Raw genomic sequence first — 18,178 nt, 5'->3', positions numbered from 1 at the left:
TATCTCTGGGGTGGCATCCGGCAAGGCATTGGTAAGGCCTTCGCCTCAGATCCGACCATCGCCTCCATCGGCGTCGATAGCTGGGCCGTGGACTTCGTGCCCGTGGATGAGGATGGAGCGGCCTTGTTGCCCTTTGTAAGCTATCGAGATGCCCGCACCGAAGGCATCATGCCCGATTTCTATCGCAGAAGCGGGATCAGCGCCCATGAGCTGTTCGAGAAGACCGGCATCCAGTCGCTGGAACTCAACAGTCTCTATCAGCTTTATGCCCTCAAGGATCATCCGCTGGAAAGCTACAGCCGGCTCGACCGCTTCATGCTGCTGCCCGACTGGATCCATTTCCAGCTGAGCGGCATCTGGTCCAGCGAATATACCAATGCCACCACCACCCAGATGCTCAGCGTGCATGACAAAAGCTGGGATCCGGATCTCCTTCAGCAAGTCGCCATGCCCCCCAAAGTGATGCCGCGCATTCGCAATGCTGGCGATATCCTCGGACCGCTCAAACCGGACTGGTGCTCTGAATGGGGCCTTGGCGAGGGCGCAGACCAGGCCCCGAACGTCGTTCTGTGCGGCACCCATGACACGGCCTCCGCCGTTGCCGCCCTGCCCTCCCTGACGCCAGAGCCCTATTTTATATCCATGGGCACATGGGCGCTGGTGGGCCGCGAGGCGCAGGTGCCCGATCTCTCCGACTATGCCTTCCGCCATGGCCTCTCCAATGAGGGCGGCGTGTTTGACACCTATCGCCAGCTGCGCAATGTGTCCGGCCTTTGGCTGATCCAGCGGGTGCGCGAAGAACTGGCCCCTGACAGCGATTTTGCCGACTGGGTCGCCGACGCCGAACAAGCCGAACCGGGACGATCCCTCATCGATCCCATGGCCGATCGCTATTTCCGCGCAGCCTCCATGGTCCAGACCATACAGACAGCCTGCCGGGAGACGGGCCAACCCGTGCCGCAGAGCCGGGGCGAGCTGGCCCGCTGCATTTTCGAAAGCCTGGCGCTCAATTTCGCCGACGTACTCATGGACTTCTCCAAGGGGAAAACGATCTCAGAGCTGCATATCGTTGGCGGCGGTGCCCGCAATGGCCTGCTTTGCCAGCTGACCGCCGATTTCCTCGGCAGTCCGGTGATCGCCGGGCCGTTTGAGGCATCCGCTCTGGGCAACGCCGTGGTGCAGATGATCGGCCTTGGCTGGATTGCGGATCTTGATGAAGGGCGGCGGATCATTCGCAACAGCGAAGACCTGCCCCAATATCAGCCGCATACCTCCCGCAAGCAGACATGCATTCGCCAGCGTTATCACATGCTATTTCACAAAGAAAAGGAACTGGCCAAATGACCCGCCTAAATTATGATGCCGCCCGCGACGCTTTTGCGGAATGGGGCGTAGATGCCGATGCTGCCATCAAACAGCTGGCCGATATTCCCATCTCCATGCATTGCTGGCAGGGCGATGATGTTGTCGGCTTTGAGCAAAGCGAAGGCGGCAGCGCCGGTGGCATCCAGATCACCGGCAACTATCCCGGACGCGCCCGCACAGCAGCAGAGCTGCGCGCCGATCTCGAATTTGCCTATGGCAAGATCCCGGGCAAGCATCGCCTCAATCTGCATGCAAGCTATCTCGACACAGACGAGACGCCGGCCCGGGACGAACTGGACTATCACCATTTTGCCAGTTGGGTCGATTGGGCAAAGGACAACGGCCTCGGGCTCGACTTCAACCCGACCTTCTTTGGCCACCCCAAGGTGGATGAGAATCTGACCCTTTCGCATCCGGACAAGGACATCCGCAACTTCTGGATTCGCCATGGTCAATGCTGCCGTGCCATTGCTGCCAAATTCGGCGAAGAGCTGGGCAGCCCTTGCGTCAACAATATCTGGGTGCCCGATGGCTACAAAGATACACCGATTGACCGGCTGGCCGCCCGCGAACGTCTGGAAAGCGCCATCGACGAGATGATCGCACAGCCCTATGATGCCGCCCATATGCTCGATGCCGTGGAAGCCAAACTGTTCGGCATCGGGGTGGAAGCCTGCACCGTGGGCAGCCATGAATTCTACATGGGCTATGCCATCCGCAAGGGCACACTCCTGTGCCTTGATATGGGCCATTTCCACCCGACCGAGAATGTGGCAGACAAGCTGTCCTCCGTCTCCCAGTCGGTCAAGGAAATCCTGCTGCATGTCAGCCGCCCGATGCGCTGGGATAGCGACCATGTGATCCTGCTCAACGACGATATTCTGGCCATGGCGCAGGAACTGGTCTTCGGCAACCTGCTGCCACGCACCCATATCGGGCTGGATTTCTTCGATGCGACCATCGCCCGCACATCCTCATGGGTGATCGGCACACGCAACATGCAGAAAGCTCTGCTGCGTGCCCTGCTCATGCCACAGGCCGAGCTGAAGTCGATCGAGGAAAAACTCGACTTCACCCAACGCTTCCTGATGACCGAAGAACTCAAGGATCTGCCTTATGGCGTGATCTGGGATGAATTCTGCGCGCGCAACAATGTTCCAACTGGCAAGGCGCTCATCGCCGACCTCAACAGCTATCAGGCCAGTGTGGCCCCCCGCGGATAAGGATTAAAAGCATGACAGTATTTTCGCACCCGATCCCCTTTGTGCAACAGGTCGCCTCTCTGGCGCGCCTTTGCTGGGAAATGGGATGGAATGAAGCCAACGGTGGCAATATTTCATGGCGTCTGCCAACCGATGAAGTGGAAAGCGTGCTCGCACGCCGCTACCCGAACGTGACACCCGCTGCCCCCGTCACACTGCCCCAGCCGCAGCCGACCCTCGATGGGGACTATTTCATCGTCACAGGCACGGGGCAATATTTCCGCCACGCCACGGAGTTTCCCGATCAGGTCTTCGGCATCGTCCGCATCGTTGAGGGCGGCTCTGCCTATCAGACCGTCTGGGGCTTTAGCAATGGCGGACGCCCAACCTCGGAATTTGCCACCCATCTGGCTGGCCATGCGGTCCGCAAGCGCGTCTCTGAAGGCCGCGAGCGGATCATCATGCATTGCCATGCCCCCGAATTCATTGCCCTCAGCTACATCCTGCCCCTTGATAGCAAGGAGTTGACGATGGCGCTCTGGACCAAGATGCCCGAATGCATCGTGATCTTCCCTGATGGGGTGCGCATCGTTCCCCCCATGCTGCCCGGCACCACGCAGATCGCCGATGCCTCCATCAAGGAAATGGAAAAGGGGCGCATCATTTCCTGGTCGCACCACGGCATTTTCGCCTCCGAAGCCACACCGGATTCCGTCTTCGGGCTGATCGAAACCATCGAGAAAGCCGCAGGCATCCACCGCAAGGTGCTGTCCGCCGGTGGCGAAAAACAAACCATCTCGAAAGAACTGCTCGGCCAACTCACCGACTATTTCGAAAAACTGCTCGTCCAGAAACCCGACTTCCTGGACGACTAAAAGGCAACGAAAGAGGCCCTCTCGGGAGGAAAACCAAGGGCCTCTTTCATGCATTGAAAAATCCATAGTAGATAGGGAGAGAGACTATGAAACTGAAACACCTGCTATCAATGGCCGCGATTGCCGGCCTTATGGCAACATCTGCGGCTATGGCTGCAGATGTCCGCATCGCCATGGTGCCCAAAAGCCTTGGCAATGCCTTCTTTGAAGCAGCACGAGACGGGGGCAACGAAGCCGCCAAGGAAATTGGTGGGGTTGAACTCATCTTCAACGCTCCGGCCGTCGTTACCGCTGAAGGCCAGATTGAGGTGATCAACGCCCTGATCGCGCAACGCGTCGATGCCATCGCAATTTCCTCAAATGATCCTGACGCTCTTGTTCCGGTTGCCAAAAAGGCGATGAAACGCGGCATCAAGGTCTTGTCCTTCGATTCCGCAATCGCACCGGAAGGTCGCATGCTGCATATGCATCCGGCAACCGCAGCCGGAGCAGCCAAGGCACAGCTGGAAATGGCGGTTGACGCCATCGGCCCGGAAGGCGAAATCGCCATCCTGTCAGAAACCCCACAATCCACCAACCAGAATGAGTGGATTGAAGAAATGAAAAAGCTGCTCCCATCCGACGAATTCTCCAAGCTGAAGCTCGTGGATGTCGCCTATGGCATGGGACAATCGGACAAGTCCTATCGCGAAACCATCGCCCTGCTGCGTCGCTATCCAGACCTCAAAGTCATTATCGCTCCGTCAACGGTCGCGATTTCTGCCGCTGCCAAGGCGGTTGAAGATCAGGACATGGTTGGCAAGGTTTATGTAACCGGTCTGGGCCTGCCTTCTGAATTGGCTGGCTATGTGCATACCGGTTCTATCAAGTCCTTTGCCATCTGGAACCCAATCGATCTGGGTTACTCAGCCACCTACCTCGCCTACGACTTGATCCAGAAAGAGGAAGTGCAAGCAGGTGACGAGCTTGAAGCTGGCCGGATGGGCTCCTTCAAGCTTGATGACAAGCTGGAAACCTCGCTGCCTCAGCCATTTGTTTATGACGCAAGCAACGTCGACAAATACTCCAAAATTTTCTGAGTGAATTGCTTGATGTGTAGAGCCACTATCAGGCAGGTCGGACATTCCGACCTGCCTCCCAACGGAGGAAATTATGGCTGATCATGCGAACACCACTCCCCTTGTCGAGCTCAAGGGGATCACCAAGACATTTGGTGGCATTCATGCTCTCAAGAACGCCGAATGCCGGATCTATCCCGGAGAAGTCGTTGCGCTGATTGGCGAAAATGGAGCTGGGAAGTCAACGCTCGTAAAGTCCATGACGGGGCTTTATCACCCTGACAGCGGAACAATCAAAATCAAGGGAATTCCGGTCAAGTTGGCAACCGCCAAGGCAGCGGCCGTGATGGGAATTACCGCCATCCATCAGGAAACGACACTGTTTGAAGAACTATCGGTTGTCGAGAATATCTTCATGGGGCATCCGTGCCTGAAAAGCGGTGGCTTGCTGGACTGGAAGCAGATGCATGAAAAAGCAGCTGCATTGCTCAAGGAAGTGGATCTTGACATTGATCCGGCCATCCTGCTCAAACAACTCAGCCTCGGCCAGCAGCATATGGTGGCCATTGCCAGAGCGCTCGCAGAAGAGGCAGATGTCGTCATCATGGATGAGCCGACATCTTCGCTTTCTTCCAACGAGATCGAAAAGCTCTATGTGATTATCGAGCGCTTGAGGCAGCTTGGAAAAGGCATTCTGTTCATCTCGCACAAGTTCGACGAGATCTTTCACATCGCTGATCGCTATGTTGTTTTTCGCGACGGCTCCTTTGTGGGAGAAGGCAATATTGCCGATGTGCGGGAGGATGATCTTGTCAAGATGATGGTCGGCCGCGAGGTTGCGACAGTCTTTCCCAAACGCACAGTCGAAGTGGGAGAGCCGTTGCTTGAGGTCAAGAATCTGGGCAACAATATCGAGTTCAAGAACATCTCTTTCTCGCTGCACAAGCGCGAAATTCTGGGCTTTTACGGGCTGGTTGGCGCGGGGCGTTCCGAGATCATGCGCTCCATCATGGCGTTAAGCCCTTATGCCTTTACCGGTGAGATCACCCTTGATGGCAAGGCAATCCATTGGACGGACTGCTCGCAAGCCATTGATGCTGGGGTTGTCTATGTGCCGGAAGACCGGCGCAATCAGGGGGCGATTCTGCCTCTCTCAATCCGGGATAACATCGCCCTGCCCTCACTCAAAAAGCTTTCAAACGGCATCTGGCCCAATCGGGACGCAGAAAAAAAGCTTGCTCAGGACTATGGTCAGATCTTTGCCATCCGTGCTGCCAACATTGAACAGCCAGTTGAGGATCTATCGGGCGGCAATCAGCAAAAGGTCGTGCTTTCTCGCTGGCTGGCAACCAACCCCAATGTTGTGATTGTCGATGAACCCACGCGCGGCATCGACGTCGGAGCCAAGTCTTCGGTGCACGATGCGCTGGGCGGCATGGTGGAGAAGGATCTCTCCGTGCTGCTGGTCTCATCAGAACTGCCCGAACTGATGGGCATGGCTGACCGCATCATCGTCATGCGGCTGGGCGAAATCGTGGCAGAATTCGACCGCAAGGATTTCGATGCAGAAGTGATCGCCGCCTACGCAACAGGCGCGAAAAAGCCTCAAACACAGTCTCATGACCGGGAGGTTGCATAATGGTCAAGGCACTCAAGAGCCGTGAGGCGTTGCTGGCAGCCAGCTGGATAGCGCTGATCGTCATCGCGGGCATTGTCACGCCCAACTTCGTCACCGTTCAGGCCTTGCGCGATCTGCTGACGGACCTTTCCATCTTGATGGTGCTCGCACTAGCCCAGATGATCGTCATCCTGATCCGGGGCATCGATTTGTCGGTTGCGGCCAACCTTGCCTTTACGGGCATGATGGTCGCCCTCATCGCGGTCGCCAACCCGGGATTACCAACCATCGTCTGGCCCGTGCTCTGCATTATCATCGGCACATTCATCGGCATGTTCAATGGGTTGCTCGTGGCCGAACTCAAGATCCCGCCGATTGTCGTGACACTCGGAACCATGAGCGTCTGGCGCGGCATGATCTTTGTCGTCTCCGGCGGGGCATGGGTTGTACAACATCAGTTCCCGGAGGGATATCTATCGGTCCCCCGCACCCCCATTCTCGGTTTGACCCTGTTTTTCTGGATCGGTCTGATCGTCACATTCGGCATGTGGCTCATGACCACCCAGACCCGATTTGGCCGCGAGCTATATGGCATGGGCGGCAATCCCCGAGCTGCAGAATATGCAGGCGTTCGTGTCAAGCATCACGAATTCTGGGTCTATACCATCACGGGCGCCCTGTCGGGTCTGTGCGGATGGCTATGGACCTCCCGCTATGCAATGGCCAATACCGACGTTGCCCTTGGCTTCGAGCTGCAAACAGTCGCGGCCTGCGTCATCGGCGGGGTTGCCATTTCCGGCGGAGCAGGAACGATTATCGGGGCAGTCTTTGGCGCTCTGTTCCTTGGAACGCTCTACAATATTCTGCCCGTTATCGGCGTGAGCCAGTTCTGGCAACAGGCATTGTCCGGGGCAATCATCCTGATTGCAGTCTATTTCAACATGATCAGCCGAAAACCTCCGGTCAGGCGGATTCTTCCGCAGGCTGCAAGTCAGGGAGTACAGGAATGACCATGACAGTTTCCTCAAACAACCGTCCCTCACTCGATGCCCCCTCAACGATATCGGCAGGCTCTATGCTGAAATCGAGGGAGATCGTGCTCATCGGCCTGCTGATTCTGGTTTTCGTTGGCGGCGACCTATCAAGCCCGTGGTTCCTCGACATCTACAACCTGCTCGATTCAACGGCCATTTTCTCTGAAATCGCAATGATGGCCCTGTCAACAGCCCTTGTCATTATCTGTCGGGACATTGATATTTCGATGGCTTCGGTGATGGCCCTTTCATCCTTGATGATGGGGCTGGCGAGCCAGAGCCTCGGGCTGGGAGCCCTGCCCCTGTGTCTGGTTGGCTTACTGACAGGGGCTGCCTGTGGCTTCTTCAACGGCTTTCTGGTAACCCGCCTGAAAATGCCGGCAATCGTGGTCACAATCGGCACCATGTCGCTGTTTCGTGGCGTTGCCGCCGGTGTGCTTGGCAATGAGAAAATTGCCCATTATCCGGATGCATTTGCGGCGATTGGCCAGTCCTACTTCATGGATATGGTGCCCTATTCCTTCATCACCTTCGTTCTGCTCTCTATCGTCTTCATCATTGTCATTCACTACACGACGATTGGCCGTTCGATATTTGCCCTGGGCAACAATCCGGAAGGGGCGCTATTCTCGGGCATTCGCACCGACCGCCTGCGCTTCATCCTGTTCACGCTCAACGGCCTGATGGCAGGCCTGGCTGCGGTTTTCCTGACGTCCCGATTGGGCAGCACGAGACCTGATATCGCCAACGGCCTCGAGATGGAAGTGATCACCATTGTTGTTCTGGGTGGGGTTTCGCTCAACGGTGGCAAAGGCACCATATCCGGTGTCTTCATCGCTGCTCTTGTCATCGGCTTCCTGCGGTTGGCCATCACGCTCAACAATGTGCCGGGCAATATCCTGATCGTGTTCACGGGCACCCTGCTGGTCGTGTCCGTGGCTCTGCCAATCATCGGGCAGAAATATCTACCACGCCTTAGCAAAAAGAAAAGCGAATGACGCCTTGTGATGGCGCGGCCCCTTCGACCAATCGATGATCGTGGGCTGCGCCATCACCCGCAAGCACAAAGAAAACCGGAGAGCTGACCTTGGAACAGCTTTCCAATAGGGGGAGATCAAGGCCTTGGAACGTTATGCCTTCAAGATGCAATTAAAGCCGGGTGTCGAGGATGAATACAAAAAACGCCACGATGAAATCTGGCCCGAGATGATTTCGGTTCTCAAGGAAGCGGGCGTTTCGGACTATTCGATTTTTCTGGATGAAGAAACAGGCCAGCTCTTTGCTTTTCTCCGCCGGGATGAAAAGCATCTGATGGATGCACTACCCGACAAGGCAATTGTCAGAAAGTGGTGGGACTGGAATGCACCCCTCATGGAGGTGCTGCCCGATAATGAGCCGGTGAGCGTCCCTCTTAAAGAGATGTTCCATCTTGAATAGATCCCCTATTCCCTAATCCCTTTGAACCGATCCGACTGCATTTCGCCGATCTGACGACTCCCAAAAGCCGCCTTCCGACCTCCGACATGTTCGCCGCGATAGGGCTCAAGAACACATCAAACAACCAAGACGCACAAAATATTCTACACGGAGGACAAATTGATATGCATCGCATGATCTTAAATGAAACATCCTATTTCGGAGCTGGCTGTCGGTCAGAACTGGTTGGCGAAGTGAAAAGCCGCGGCTTCGACAAAGCCCTGATCGTTACAGACAGCGTTCTGAGCAAGGCAGGTGTCGTCAGCAAAGTTACCGACATGCTCGATCAGGCCGGGCTGGCCTATGAGATATTCGACAAGGTGATGCCCAATCCAACCATCGATGTGGTCAAAGATGGCATTGCAGCTTTCAAGGCCTGTGGCGCCGACTATCTCATCGCCATTGGCGGCGGCTCTCCGCAAGATACCAGCAAGGCCATTGGCATTGTCATCAACAACCCTGAATTCGAAGACATTCGCAGTCTTGAAGGCGTGGCCCCGACCAAAAAGCCCTGCGTTCCGATCATTGCGCTGGCCACCACGGCAGGAACCGCCGCTGAAGTGACCATCAACTATGTCATCACGGATGTCGAAAACCGCCGCAAATTCGTCTGCGTTGATCCCCATGACATTCCGATTGTCGCAATCATCGATAGCGAGCTGATGGAAAGCATGCCCGTCTCGCTGAAAGCGGCAACAGGTATGGATGCGCTTACCCATGCGATTGAAGGCTATATCACGCTCGGCGCTTGGGAATTGACAGATGCCCTGCATCTCAAAGCCATCGAAATCATAGCCAAATCCTTGCGGGCCTCGTGCGCTGGCGAACCCGAAGGCGTGGAAGGCATGGCCCTTGGGCAATATGTTGCGGGCATGGGCTTCTCGAATGTCGGTCTGGGGCTTGTTCATGGCATGGCCCACCCGCTGGGCGCTTTTTATGACACGCCCCATGGCGTGGCAAACGCCATTCTGCTGCCAACCCTGATGGCCTACAATGCAGACTATACAGGCGAAAAATATCGCGCCATCGCAACGGCCATGGGCGTAAGCGACGTAGAGAGCATGTCTCTTGAGGATGCTCGAAAAGCGGCCATTGATGCCGTTCAGCAGTTGTCCATCGATGTAAAAATCCCAACCAAGCTCACTGAGGTGGGTGCCAAGGCGGACGATATCGATGCACTGGCCGATGCGGCCATGGCTGATGTTTGCACGGGCGGCAATCCGCGCGAAGCCAAACTTGAAGAGGTCAAGGAACTCTATCGCTCCTTGATGTAGGCTCTTCAATCGAATGACGAGATTGCTGGTTCGATCCCTTTTCCAACATTTGGGTTGTCCCCCCCTTTCAGTTGGATTGTTCGAACCAGCAAGCATCCGGCCTAAAGAGCGGCCCTTCACGCCAACTTCCCATAACCTGCAATCAGAGGATCACAACATGCAGGACTGAGGCAGGATAAAGGGATGATGGTGTGTAAGGGGCGTTTGGCTGACACGGATGGGAACAGAAAAGACCTCACTCATGAGCTGATCTGTCAGAATTTCGCGGGGCAGACCGTCGGCAACGATATGCCCTTGGCTAACCACCAGCAGGCGATCCGCAAACATTGAGGCGAGGTTGAGATCATGCAGAATGGCAAAACACCCCCCACCTTTGGACACAAAATCGCGCGCCAGCGATAGGATACCCAATTGATGCCGGATATCGAGACTTGCGGTCGGTTCATCAAGAAAGAGGTAGCGCGGAATTCTGTCAGCCACAGGATTCCAGACCTGACACAAGATCCGGGCCAATTGCACCCGTTGCTGCTCGCCGCCAGACAGTTCCTGATAAAATCGCCCCTCGTAACCGGCCAGATTTACCTTCATTAATGCCTTGAGCGCCCGTTGCTTGGCCTCCTCTTGGCTCGCGGAGGATAAACGGGCACCCAGTTGGACAACTTCAAACACCGTGAAGGGGAAGGCAAGCGGATCTGATTGGGGCATCACGGCGCGTCTTGCTGCCATTTCTCCAGCAGACCAGGACCCTAGCGTCTCGCCATCATAGAACACTTGGCCGCATGCGGGCGTGTAATCCCCCGTCAGCAGTTTCATGAGTGTCGATTTACCAGCACCATTCGGCCCCACAATGACGACCAGTTCACCAGCCTTGATCGTGAGATCGGCAGGATGCAGCAGGGTTTTGGTGCCGACCTGCACTGATGCGCCCTTCATTTCAAACGCATAGCTCACAGCATCATATCCCTTTTCGACCGCAGCAAGAGAAAGAGGAAGAAGGGACCGCCGATGGCCGACATGACGATACCAATAGGCAAGGAAGCGGGGGCCGCCACCGTTCGGGCGACCATGTCAGCCAACAGGAGCAAAACAGCCCCGAGCAAGGCCGAGGCAGGAAGCAGATAGCGATGATCCGGCCCAATGAGCAGGCGCAACAAGTGGGGAACCACAAGGCCGATAAAACCGATGCCCCCCGTTACGGCAACAGAAGCGCCAACAGCCAAAGCAATGGATGCGATGGTCAGGCGTTTGAGCTTTTGTATCGGCACGCCCATATGGCGGGCCTGATGATCGCCCAGCATGAGGGCATTGAGACCATGCGCGGTGAAGGGCAAGACGGACAGTGCAAGAAAGACAAATGGCAAGATAGACTGTATTTTCACCCAGTTTGCGCCTGCCAGCGATCCCATGCTCCAGAAGGTGAGATCGCGCAACTGCTGATCATTGGAGATAAAGATAAGATAGCCAGAGACAGCGCCCATCAAGGCCCCGATAGCGATGCCAGCAAGAAGCATGGTGGCAACCGATGTCTGCCCTCGTCTGGTGGCAATGATATACAGCAGCAACGTATTGAAGACCCCGCCAAAGAAGGCGAACAGAGGCAACATATAGATGCCAAGCAGGGATTGAAGCGGAGAAAGGAGCGTGTCGCCAAGGATAATGGCGATGATTGCAAAGAGAGCGGCACCAGCCGATACACCGACGATACCGGGATCTGCCAGAGGATTGCGAAAAAGCCCCTGCATACTGGCTCCAGCCGATGCCAGTGATGCGCCGACCATTATGCCCAGTACCATTCTGGGCATTCGGATATCCCACAAAATGACAGTGTGACGCAAAGGCATATCTTCTCCGCCCAGCCAGTAGCTCCACAATTGTACGAAATTCAAATCCGAGGCCCCCACGGTCAGGGACAGCCCTGCGGTTCCGGTCAGCAAAAGCACGAGCGCAAAAAAGGCCAGACGGCCAAAGGCGGAGCGGTCGCCACCTTTAACCTTGATATAGCCTGACAAGCTCAATTTGCCTGTGTCAGCAGCTTCGGATAGGCCTGCTACGCTCATTGTCTTTCACCGAGTGACAAATTGCGAATAGCTTCGCTGTCGGGATAGAGTTGCTTGGCCAAATCCTTAACTGCTTGGGCGGTGCGAGGGCCAAAACCGAGAAGATACATACCATCCATGCGAATAATCCGGTTATTCTTGATGGCTGGCGAATGCGCCAAAGCCGGAAGAGCGGCCAGATCTTCATTGCTGATGGCGTCCCCATGGGACTTCATCATGAGGATCACATCGGGAGGGTTGGAGAGCAGCGCTTCGTCATCTACCATCTTGTAGCCTTCAATGGACTGCATGAGGTTGGTGCCGCCGGCCATTTTTATAATGGCTGCCGCGTGACTGTTTTTGCCCCCCACCATCAACCGACCATCGCGAACGGAGAAGAGAAATAGCACTTTTTTCCTTTCCTTTTCCGGTATCCGGGAAATGACATGGGCGGTAAGATCAAGATCCGCTTTTACATTTGCCGCCAATTTTTCAGCTGCTTTTTCAGCCTTGACTGCAGCGCCAACAGCCTCAATCTTTTCAACAATTCCTTCTGGGCTGTACAAGGTGGGAATAAAGATTATGGGAATGCCTGCCGCTTTCAGGCTATCAACTGCCTCAACGGGACCAGCTCCGGCCTCTGAAATAATCATGCCGGGCTCCACTGCGAGTACGCCTTCGGCATTCAACCGCCGAATATAGCCTATGCTGGGTTTTTCCTTGAGTGCTTGAGGGGGGAAGGTACTGGTATCATCTACCGCCACAATTTGATCCTGCAAGCCAAGCGCATACAAAATCTCGGTAACAGAGCCTCCAATCGAGACAATGCGCAGACTGTCTGGCGCCATAGCCTGAGCCAGAGCCGCATGGCTGGAGCAAAGGACAGTAAAAAACAGAGAAAGGGCTATTGCTCCTTGTGAAAGAGAGGAAAACCGCGTCTTGGTCATCAGGCTGTCTCCGTTATCAAGTCTGAGGTTGCTTCTATTTTGGGGAGTTGCTCAGCCAGAGCGCGCCATTGGGGATTCTCATCTTCCTTTTCGTCCCGAACCCCGTAGAATTGAACAATCATGTCTCCATTGCTGTCATACACTTCAATGGACGTCACATGGCCAAAGCTGTTGGGCTTGCGCACAAGCCAGACCGCATGGACATGATCTTCTCGCAAATGCAGATTGAAGCCCGGATCGAGAATGTTGAACCATGGGCCGACCGTCTTGAGTTGCGCAATGGGGCCGGAATGAATCTGGACACAGCCCTTGTTGTGAACAAAAACCATAATGGGGAGTTGCATGTCGGCCGCCGCGGTGAGCGCGGCGCGAACGCTGCCAATATCGAGTTGGCAAGCAAACGCATTGCCAGCCAGACGAAACGCTTGCTGACGATCAAGTTTGTGCTTTTTAAGCAGTCCGAAAAACTGATGCACGTCAGTCATGCCGCTCCAGTCTTCCCGAAGGGCAGCAACATCAACAGTTGTATCTGCGCGGGGCGGAAAGGCTTCTTCCTTCTCGCTCTGCTTCGTTTGAAACAGCGCAAGCTGGGTGTCATGAACAAACTCAGATTTCAGTTTCTCAAAGCCATCAAGATTGGAAGCAGGGCGCAGGTAGATCTTATGAACGGCCAGCCCTTCGGCATCAAAGATTTGGATGGAGCGCTTCATCCCTTTTGGTGTCTCTTCTTCAACAGCAAAGACATGAAGCCAATGATTGAGGAACACCCGCAAATCCACTTCTTTATTCAGAACGATCGCTACAGCGTCTCCGCCACCAACCCGCCCAAAGTGGCCGACCTTTTCATGAACACAAGATTCATTGCGCGTCAAAACCATCACTTCGCCCAGATCAATGAAAGCCTTGAGCATTTGTTTGCTTGCAGGTTTGAGGCGTGTGACATCCTTGCCAACGCGCGCTGACAACAACAGGCCTTCTGCAATTCCCATAGCAGCGGCGGCATCTCGCGCTCTCTTGCCATCCATTTCTGGCAACAGTTCTTCAATGGTCGTGGCAATTTTCTCCGCATCAGGATGCGGCTGTATATCAAGATTCATAAATTTATTTCCTCAATTGCCCGGACACTGCAGAGAGAACTTCCTGTGTGCCGGTTTGGGGATCTCACTTTCCCAATGGCAACGCCTCGGGAAGCGGATTGGATTATTTTGTCAGGATGAGTTTCTGCTGCGAGGTTATGCGCAAGCGGTAGATTTCTCCGCGATGGGAGAGATGTATCTCACGCGCATTGCCGAACAGTCTTTCTGTGTCGAGGATTAGGGGCAAAGCGGGTTGGCCTTCCTCGGCAGAAGGTTTGGCGAGAGGACCTTTGTTTTGTTCAGGCATCATCGTCTTTTTTCTTTCCGTTACGTTGAAAAAAGCGGTCGATTTCATATGTCTCGGACGGTCCAATCCGATGTGATTTGTTTTAATTCATGAGTCGTGAACTCATAAATTAATTGTTGACTCATTTACTCAGGTTTAATACTTAGCGCAAGAGCCTTCTCAAAATAGTGCACATTGTTCTGGTACATATTTGAGAAGCAAAACGACAGCCAGCCCGTTCGTTTGCCTATTGAGCAGTTCGCGACAGCCAGCCAAAAAATCATAAAATTCAAGAGGCTATCATGCGAGAAGCTGTTTGCCGCTTTAGCGGCATCTACAGTTTGACTGCTTGGCTTACTGCGCCAAAGTGTGGGTGTGAAAACTTTCACGTCCCGAAGCGGATGGGCCTATCCGGCAAGACCGGACCATCTGCAATCAGGCTTTGGACACCCCTTCCCTCAAATTTTGTTAACAATTTTTCGCTCGGACCGTTTAAGCAAACGTGGTCCCGGGCTGGAAAATCCAGGAGAGTATCATGAACACCCATGCCATCCGGTTAGCGATGTTCCGTGCCGGAACTGCAATGACTGCAGTTTGTCTGTTTACAGCTGCGCACGCACAGGAGTCCCTGCAAAAGCCCATTGTTACCACGCTTGATGAAATTACGGTAACCGCCTCCAAGGGAGAAGGTGCGGCGATCAACGAGATGGCTTCCATCAGCGTTGTCGGGGAGCAGACCAAGGAGGAAACGGGGGCCAATACGGTTCGAGACCTCCTGAGAGGGGTTCCTGGAGCAAGCGTGGCGATGACACCTGGAGACACCGCTGCTTCTATCAATCTACGCGGACTGGAAGGCTTTGGCCGCGTCGTGGTTACTGTCGATGGCGCACGGCAGAACTATCAACAATCCAGTCACGGTTTAACAAGCGGTTCCTTCATTTTCGAGCCGGAATTCCTGCAAGATGTGACGGTCATCAAAGGCCCGTCTGCCAATGCCTATGGCTCAGGTGCCATCGGCGGGGTTGTTGGCTTCAGAACGAAAAGTCCGGGCCATTTTCTCGAAGCGGATGAAACCTGGGCTGCAGAAACCATGCTGCGCTATAACACCAACAAAGGGTGGGCCGCTGGCGAGACAGCAGCAGTGCGTGTCAATGATGCATTCTCTGTTCTTGGGTCTCTGGTCTTTCGAGATAATGACGATTATCAAGACGGCGACGGAAACAGGATTGAGAATTCTGATAGCCAGGTTGTGCGTGGCATGGCCAAGGCCGACATTCAACTGAGTGAAGAACAAAGACTGGTGCTTGGTTATATCCATAACCACGACGAAACCACCACCTCTTCGGGTAGCTATGGCAATGTAGTCGACACGAACAATCTGACGGCAGACTATAGCTATGTCAGTCTGGATAATGACTTGGTGGATCTTCGGATCACTGGCTATTGGACAAGCACCGATCTGGATCAGGAGTATCTGAGCAGCTCAAGCAGTTGGTATGGGCAGACGCGCACTTTCCAAATTGACACAATCGGTGCCGACATCGTCAACAGCAGCCTGTTTTCGACCGGCGCGTTTGCTCATAAACTGACATATGGTGTTGATGGATATAGAGACGAGGTCGACAATAGTGACCCTGCTCATTCTGGTGGAGATGGCGCAACCCCATCGGGCCAACGCACTGTTTATGGTGGCTTTGTTCAGGATTCGGTCGGTTTCGGAGACTGGCTGGAAGTAAATGGTGGCTTGCGGTATGACGCGTTCAACCTGGAGGGCAACGGCGTAGACAATTCTGGCTCGCACCTGTCCCCGAAAGTGACGGTTGGCGTCTCACCATTTTCTGGCAACGCCCTGGGTGGACTACAGGTTTATGGCTCTTATGCCGAGGCCTATAGAGCACCTGCGCTCACCGAAACACTCGTAAGCTGGTCGCATATGGGCCTGTTCGAGATGATACCCAATGCGAATTTGAAACCGGAAACCTCGCGCAACTATGAAGCTGGCATCAACTATTCGGCTGACAGCGTCTTCACGGACAGCGACGGGCTACGCCTGAAAGCTGCAATATTCCAGAATAACGTGTCTGACTATATTGAGCAGATCGGTATCGGGATACCTGCCGCGCCCTATTATACATATCCTGAATATCAGTATCAGAACATCAAAAGCGCTCGTATTGAAGGCGTCGAGCTTGAAGCCACATATGATGCCGGCTGGTTTTATGCCGGATTATCCGGTTCTATCCAGAAGGGCTACAATGAAACGGATGGAGGCCTTCTGGATTCCGTCCCTGCGAACAAGTTCGTAACCAACATCGGATTTAGAGCATTGGATGACAAGGCCAATTTCGGTGCTCAGTGGGAGACTTACAAGGCGCAGGACGATACGTCTGCCGAAGACTATGATGTTGTCAATCTCTTCGCTTCTTATGAGCCAAGAGAAGGAACAAGCTTGTCAGTGAATGTCGACAACCTATTTGACGAAACCTACAAACCCTACGGGTTCACAGACAATTCGAGCGGACGCGCCATCATGTTTACCTTCAAACAGCGTTTTGGTGGCTAAGGCCTTGCAAAAAGTGCGGGAGGGCACTGCGTCCCTCCCAACAACGGCTCTAAACCGATTGGGTCTTGTTGGGCTGCACAAAACGCTTGGGCACGAACGCTATCAGACAAAGCGCCGCGATTACACACTCGAAGACGAGAGCCATAAGAATGCCTTTCGAGGGCATCCCGTCCAATATCAGACTGACAAGGCGACCGGCCGGAAAGGACAGAAAGACCGTCAGAGAAGCAAGAATGGCAACAGCTGCAAACCTTTGTCTTGCGATGCCAAGCAGCATGATGACACCAAGAGCAGCAAGCCCTGCCCCGGGAGCGCGAAGCTCACTCAAAAGACTTGCCTCAGAGCCAAGAGTGATGCCGTAGCTGGCGTAGAACATATGTGGCATGGTGGTGATGGTGGCGCCGATGCCAAATGCGGTGAGGCCAGCGATGCCAAGAACAAGCTTTTGAAAGAAATTAAGCGTCATGGTTTTGTCCTTCTGTATGAAGTGGCAAGTTACGCTGCAGCGCTCCACGCCCCATTGAGCGCTGTTTTATGCGCGAATTGGGCAAAGCTGGTCGGAGCGCGTCCCAAAGCGCGCTCAACCCCGTTGCAGACATTGGCATTGCGTCCGTCCAACGTCTCGCGGGCAATCGCGGTAAAGACATCTGCGACGAAATCCTCTCCTGCTTCTGCCACATTGGCGTGGAAGTCCTCAAAGGTGATGGGAATGTGCCGAATGGGCCGTCCAGTCGCATTGGACAGAATCTCTGCCATGTCCGCAAAACCAAGGAGATCAGGGCCAGTGACTTCGTAGAACTTGCGCGCGTGGCCCTCCTCAGTGAGGGCGGCGACCGCTACTTCTGCGATATCGTCGATATCAATGATGGGCTCCAGAATGTCCCCCCCGGGCATCGGTAGCACGCCAGCAAGAATCGGGTCGCGCAGGTAGCCTTCGCTGAAATTCTGTGCGAACCATGATGAGCGAACAAGCGTATAGTCCAACCCCGATGCCTCGACGACCTTTTCGCCTTCTCGTGCATGGTGCTCTCCCCGACCGGACAGAAGTACCAGACGCTTGAGACCAGAAGACTTTGCCATAGCGCACAGCGCCTCAACCTTTTCGACCGCACCGGGAAAAGCCAGATCAGGGAAATAGGTGACATAGGCAGCCTCTATGCCGTCAAGGGAAGCAGCCCATGTATTGGAATCTTCCCAGTCAAATGGGACTGGTGCGCGGCGGGAGCCATAACGAACAGCTTTTCCCAGCTTTTCGAGACGACTGACAACGCGGGAGCCGGTCTTGCCGGACGCGCCAATGACGAGAATAGGGTGATCGGACATGTGAAGTCTCCTTTGCAATCGGTTGATGGCCGGAGACTAAGGTGG

Annotated in this window: 17 protein-coding genes; 10 read left to right on the top strand and 7 right to left on the bottom strand. The window is 54.6% G+C overall.

All coding sequences use genetic code 11. The features are described from left to right. The 9 genes from BM258_RS22195 to fucO all read left to right on the top strand — a co-directional run. Positions 1-1,344, top strand: a 1,344-nt coding sequence (locus tag BM258_RS22195; protein WP_090075434.1) for a rhamnulokinase, incomplete at its 5' end; no start/stop codon positions are given. Continuing rightward, complete coding sequence (locus BM258_RS22190; RefSeq protein ID WP_090075197.1) at positions 1,341-2,588, top strand: L-rhamnose isomerase; 1,248 nt, start codon at positions 1,341-1,343, stop codon at positions 2,586-2,588. The genes BM258_RS22195 and BM258_RS22190, both read left to right, overlap by 4 nt. 11 nt (positions 2,589-2,599) lie before the next feature. Beyond that, positions 2,600-3,442: a rhamnulose-1-phosphate aldolase gene (rhaD, locus tag BM258_RS22185; RefSeq protein ID WP_090075198.1), complete on the top strand. Its 843-nt coding sequence runs from the start codon at positions 2,600-2,602 to the stop codon at positions 3,440-3,442. A gap of 86 nt (positions 3,443-3,528) precedes the next feature. Further along, positions 3,529-4,521, top strand: a complete 993-nt coding sequence (gene rhaS, locus BM258_RS22180) for a rhamnose ABC transporter substrate-binding protein (RefSeq protein ID WP_090075433.1) — start codon at positions 3,529-3,531, stop codon at positions 4,519-4,521. A gap of 73 nt (positions 4,522-4,594) precedes the next feature. Then, the gene (locus tag BM258_RS22175) at positions 4,595-6,139 is read left to right on the top strand and encodes a sugar ABC transporter ATP-binding protein (RefSeq protein WP_090075432.1); all 1,545 of its coding nucleotides are present in this window, start codon (positions 4,595-4,597) and stop codon (positions 6,137-6,139) included. Beyond that, the gene (locus BM258_RS22170; protein ID WP_090075431.1) at positions 6,139-7,128 is read left to right on the top strand and encodes an ABC transporter permease; all 990 of its coding nucleotides are present in this window, start codon (positions 6,139-6,141) and stop codon (positions 7,126-7,128) included. The genes BM258_RS22175 and BM258_RS22170 overlap by 1 nt, the downstream gene beginning before the upstream one ends. Then, positions 7,125-8,150 carry an ABC transporter permease gene (locus BM258_RS22165; protein ID WP_090075430.1) on the top strand — a complete coding sequence of 342 codons (1,026 nt, stop codon included), beginning with the start codon at positions 7,125-7,127 and terminating at the stop codon, positions 8,148-8,150. Before BM258_RS22170 ends, BM258_RS22165 begins: the two co-directional genes overlap by 4 nt. Positions 8,151-8,274: 124 nt before the next feature. Beyond that, on the top strand, positions 8,275-8,589 hold the full coding sequence (gene rhaM / locus BM258_RS22160) for an L-rhamnose mutarotase (protein ID WP_090075429.1): 315 nt from the start codon (positions 8,275-8,277) through the stop codon (positions 8,587-8,589). A 164-nt stretch (positions 8,590-8,753) separates the two neighbouring features. Beyond that, positions 8,754-9,902 carry a lactaldehyde reductase gene (gene fucO, locus BM258_RS22155; protein WP_090075428.1) on the top strand — a complete coding sequence of 383 codons (1,149 nt, stop codon included), beginning with the start codon at positions 8,754-8,756 and terminating at the stop codon, positions 9,900-9,902. 150 nt (positions 9,903-10,052) lie between these two features. Here the strand turns inward: fucO and BM258_RS22150 are convergent, their stop codons facing one another. The 5 genes from BM258_RS22150 to hemP all read right to left on the bottom strand — a co-directional run bounded on the left by BM258_RS22150 (position 10,053) and on the right by hemP (position 14,271). Next, positions 10,053-10,835, bottom strand: a complete 783-nt coding sequence (locus tag BM258_RS22150) for a heme ABC transporter ATP-binding protein (RefSeq protein ID WP_090075441.1) — start codon at positions 10,833-10,835, stop codon at positions 10,053-10,055. A gap of 14 nt (positions 10,836-10,849) precedes the next feature. After that, positions 10,850-11,959 (bottom strand): FecCD family ABC transporter permease, encoded by a 1,110-nt coding sequence (locus BM258_RS22145; protein WP_090075427.1) that lies wholly within the window; start codon positions 11,957-11,959, stop codon positions 10,850-10,852. Further along, positions 11,956-12,885: a heme/hemin ABC transporter substrate-binding protein gene (locus tag BM258_RS22140; protein ID WP_210186849.1), complete on the bottom strand. Its 930-nt coding sequence runs from the start codon at positions 12,883-12,885 to the stop codon at positions 11,956-11,958. The genes BM258_RS22145 and BM258_RS22140 overlap by 4 nt, the downstream gene beginning before the upstream one ends. Beyond that, the gene (locus BM258_RS22135) at positions 12,885-13,982 is read right to left on the bottom strand and encodes a hemin-degrading factor (RefSeq protein ID WP_090075426.1); all 1,098 of its coding nucleotides are present in this window, start codon (positions 13,980-13,982) and stop codon (positions 12,885-12,887) included. The genes BM258_RS22140 and BM258_RS22135 overlap by 1 nt, the downstream gene beginning before the upstream one ends. Before the next feature lie 103 nt (positions 13,983-14,085). After that, a complete protein-coding gene (hemP, locus tag BM258_RS22130; protein ID WP_244544809.1) occupies positions 14,086-14,271 on the bottom strand; it encodes a hemin uptake protein HemP in 186 nt (61 codons plus the stop codon). A 511-nt stretch (positions 14,272-14,782) separates the two neighbouring features. Between hemP and BM258_RS22125 the strand changes: the two genes are divergently transcribed. Beyond that, entirely contained in the window at positions 14,783-16,810 is a 2,028-nt protein-coding gene (locus BM258_RS22125; protein ID WP_090075425.1) for a TonB-dependent receptor domain-containing protein, read from the top strand. Positions 16,811-16,859: 49 nt separating this feature from the next. Here the strand turns inward: BM258_RS22125 and BM258_RS22120 are convergent, their stop codons facing one another. Both BM258_RS22120 and BM258_RS22115 read right to left on the bottom strand, forming a co-directional pair. Continuing rightward, positions 16,860-17,276 (bottom strand): DUF4345 domain-containing protein, encoded by a 417-nt coding sequence (locus tag BM258_RS22120; protein WP_090075424.1) that lies wholly within the window; start codon positions 17,274-17,276, stop codon positions 16,860-16,862. 29 nt (positions 17,277-17,305) lie between these two features. Further along, a complete protein-coding gene (locus BM258_RS22115; RefSeq protein WP_090075423.1) occupies positions 17,306-18,133 on the bottom strand; it encodes an NAD(P)H-binding protein in 828 nt (275 codons plus the stop codon). Positions 18,134-18,178 lie beyond the last annotated feature (45 nt).

Source organism: Cohaesibacter marisflavi, assembly GCF_900115225.1.
GTDB classification, from domain to species: domain Bacteria; phylum Pseudomonadota; class Alphaproteobacteria; order Rhizobiales; family Cohaesibacteraceae; genus Cohaesibacter; species Cohaesibacter marisflavi.
Note: the sequence above shows the minus strand (reverse complement) of the source record. Positions and strands in the feature narration are given on the sequence as shown.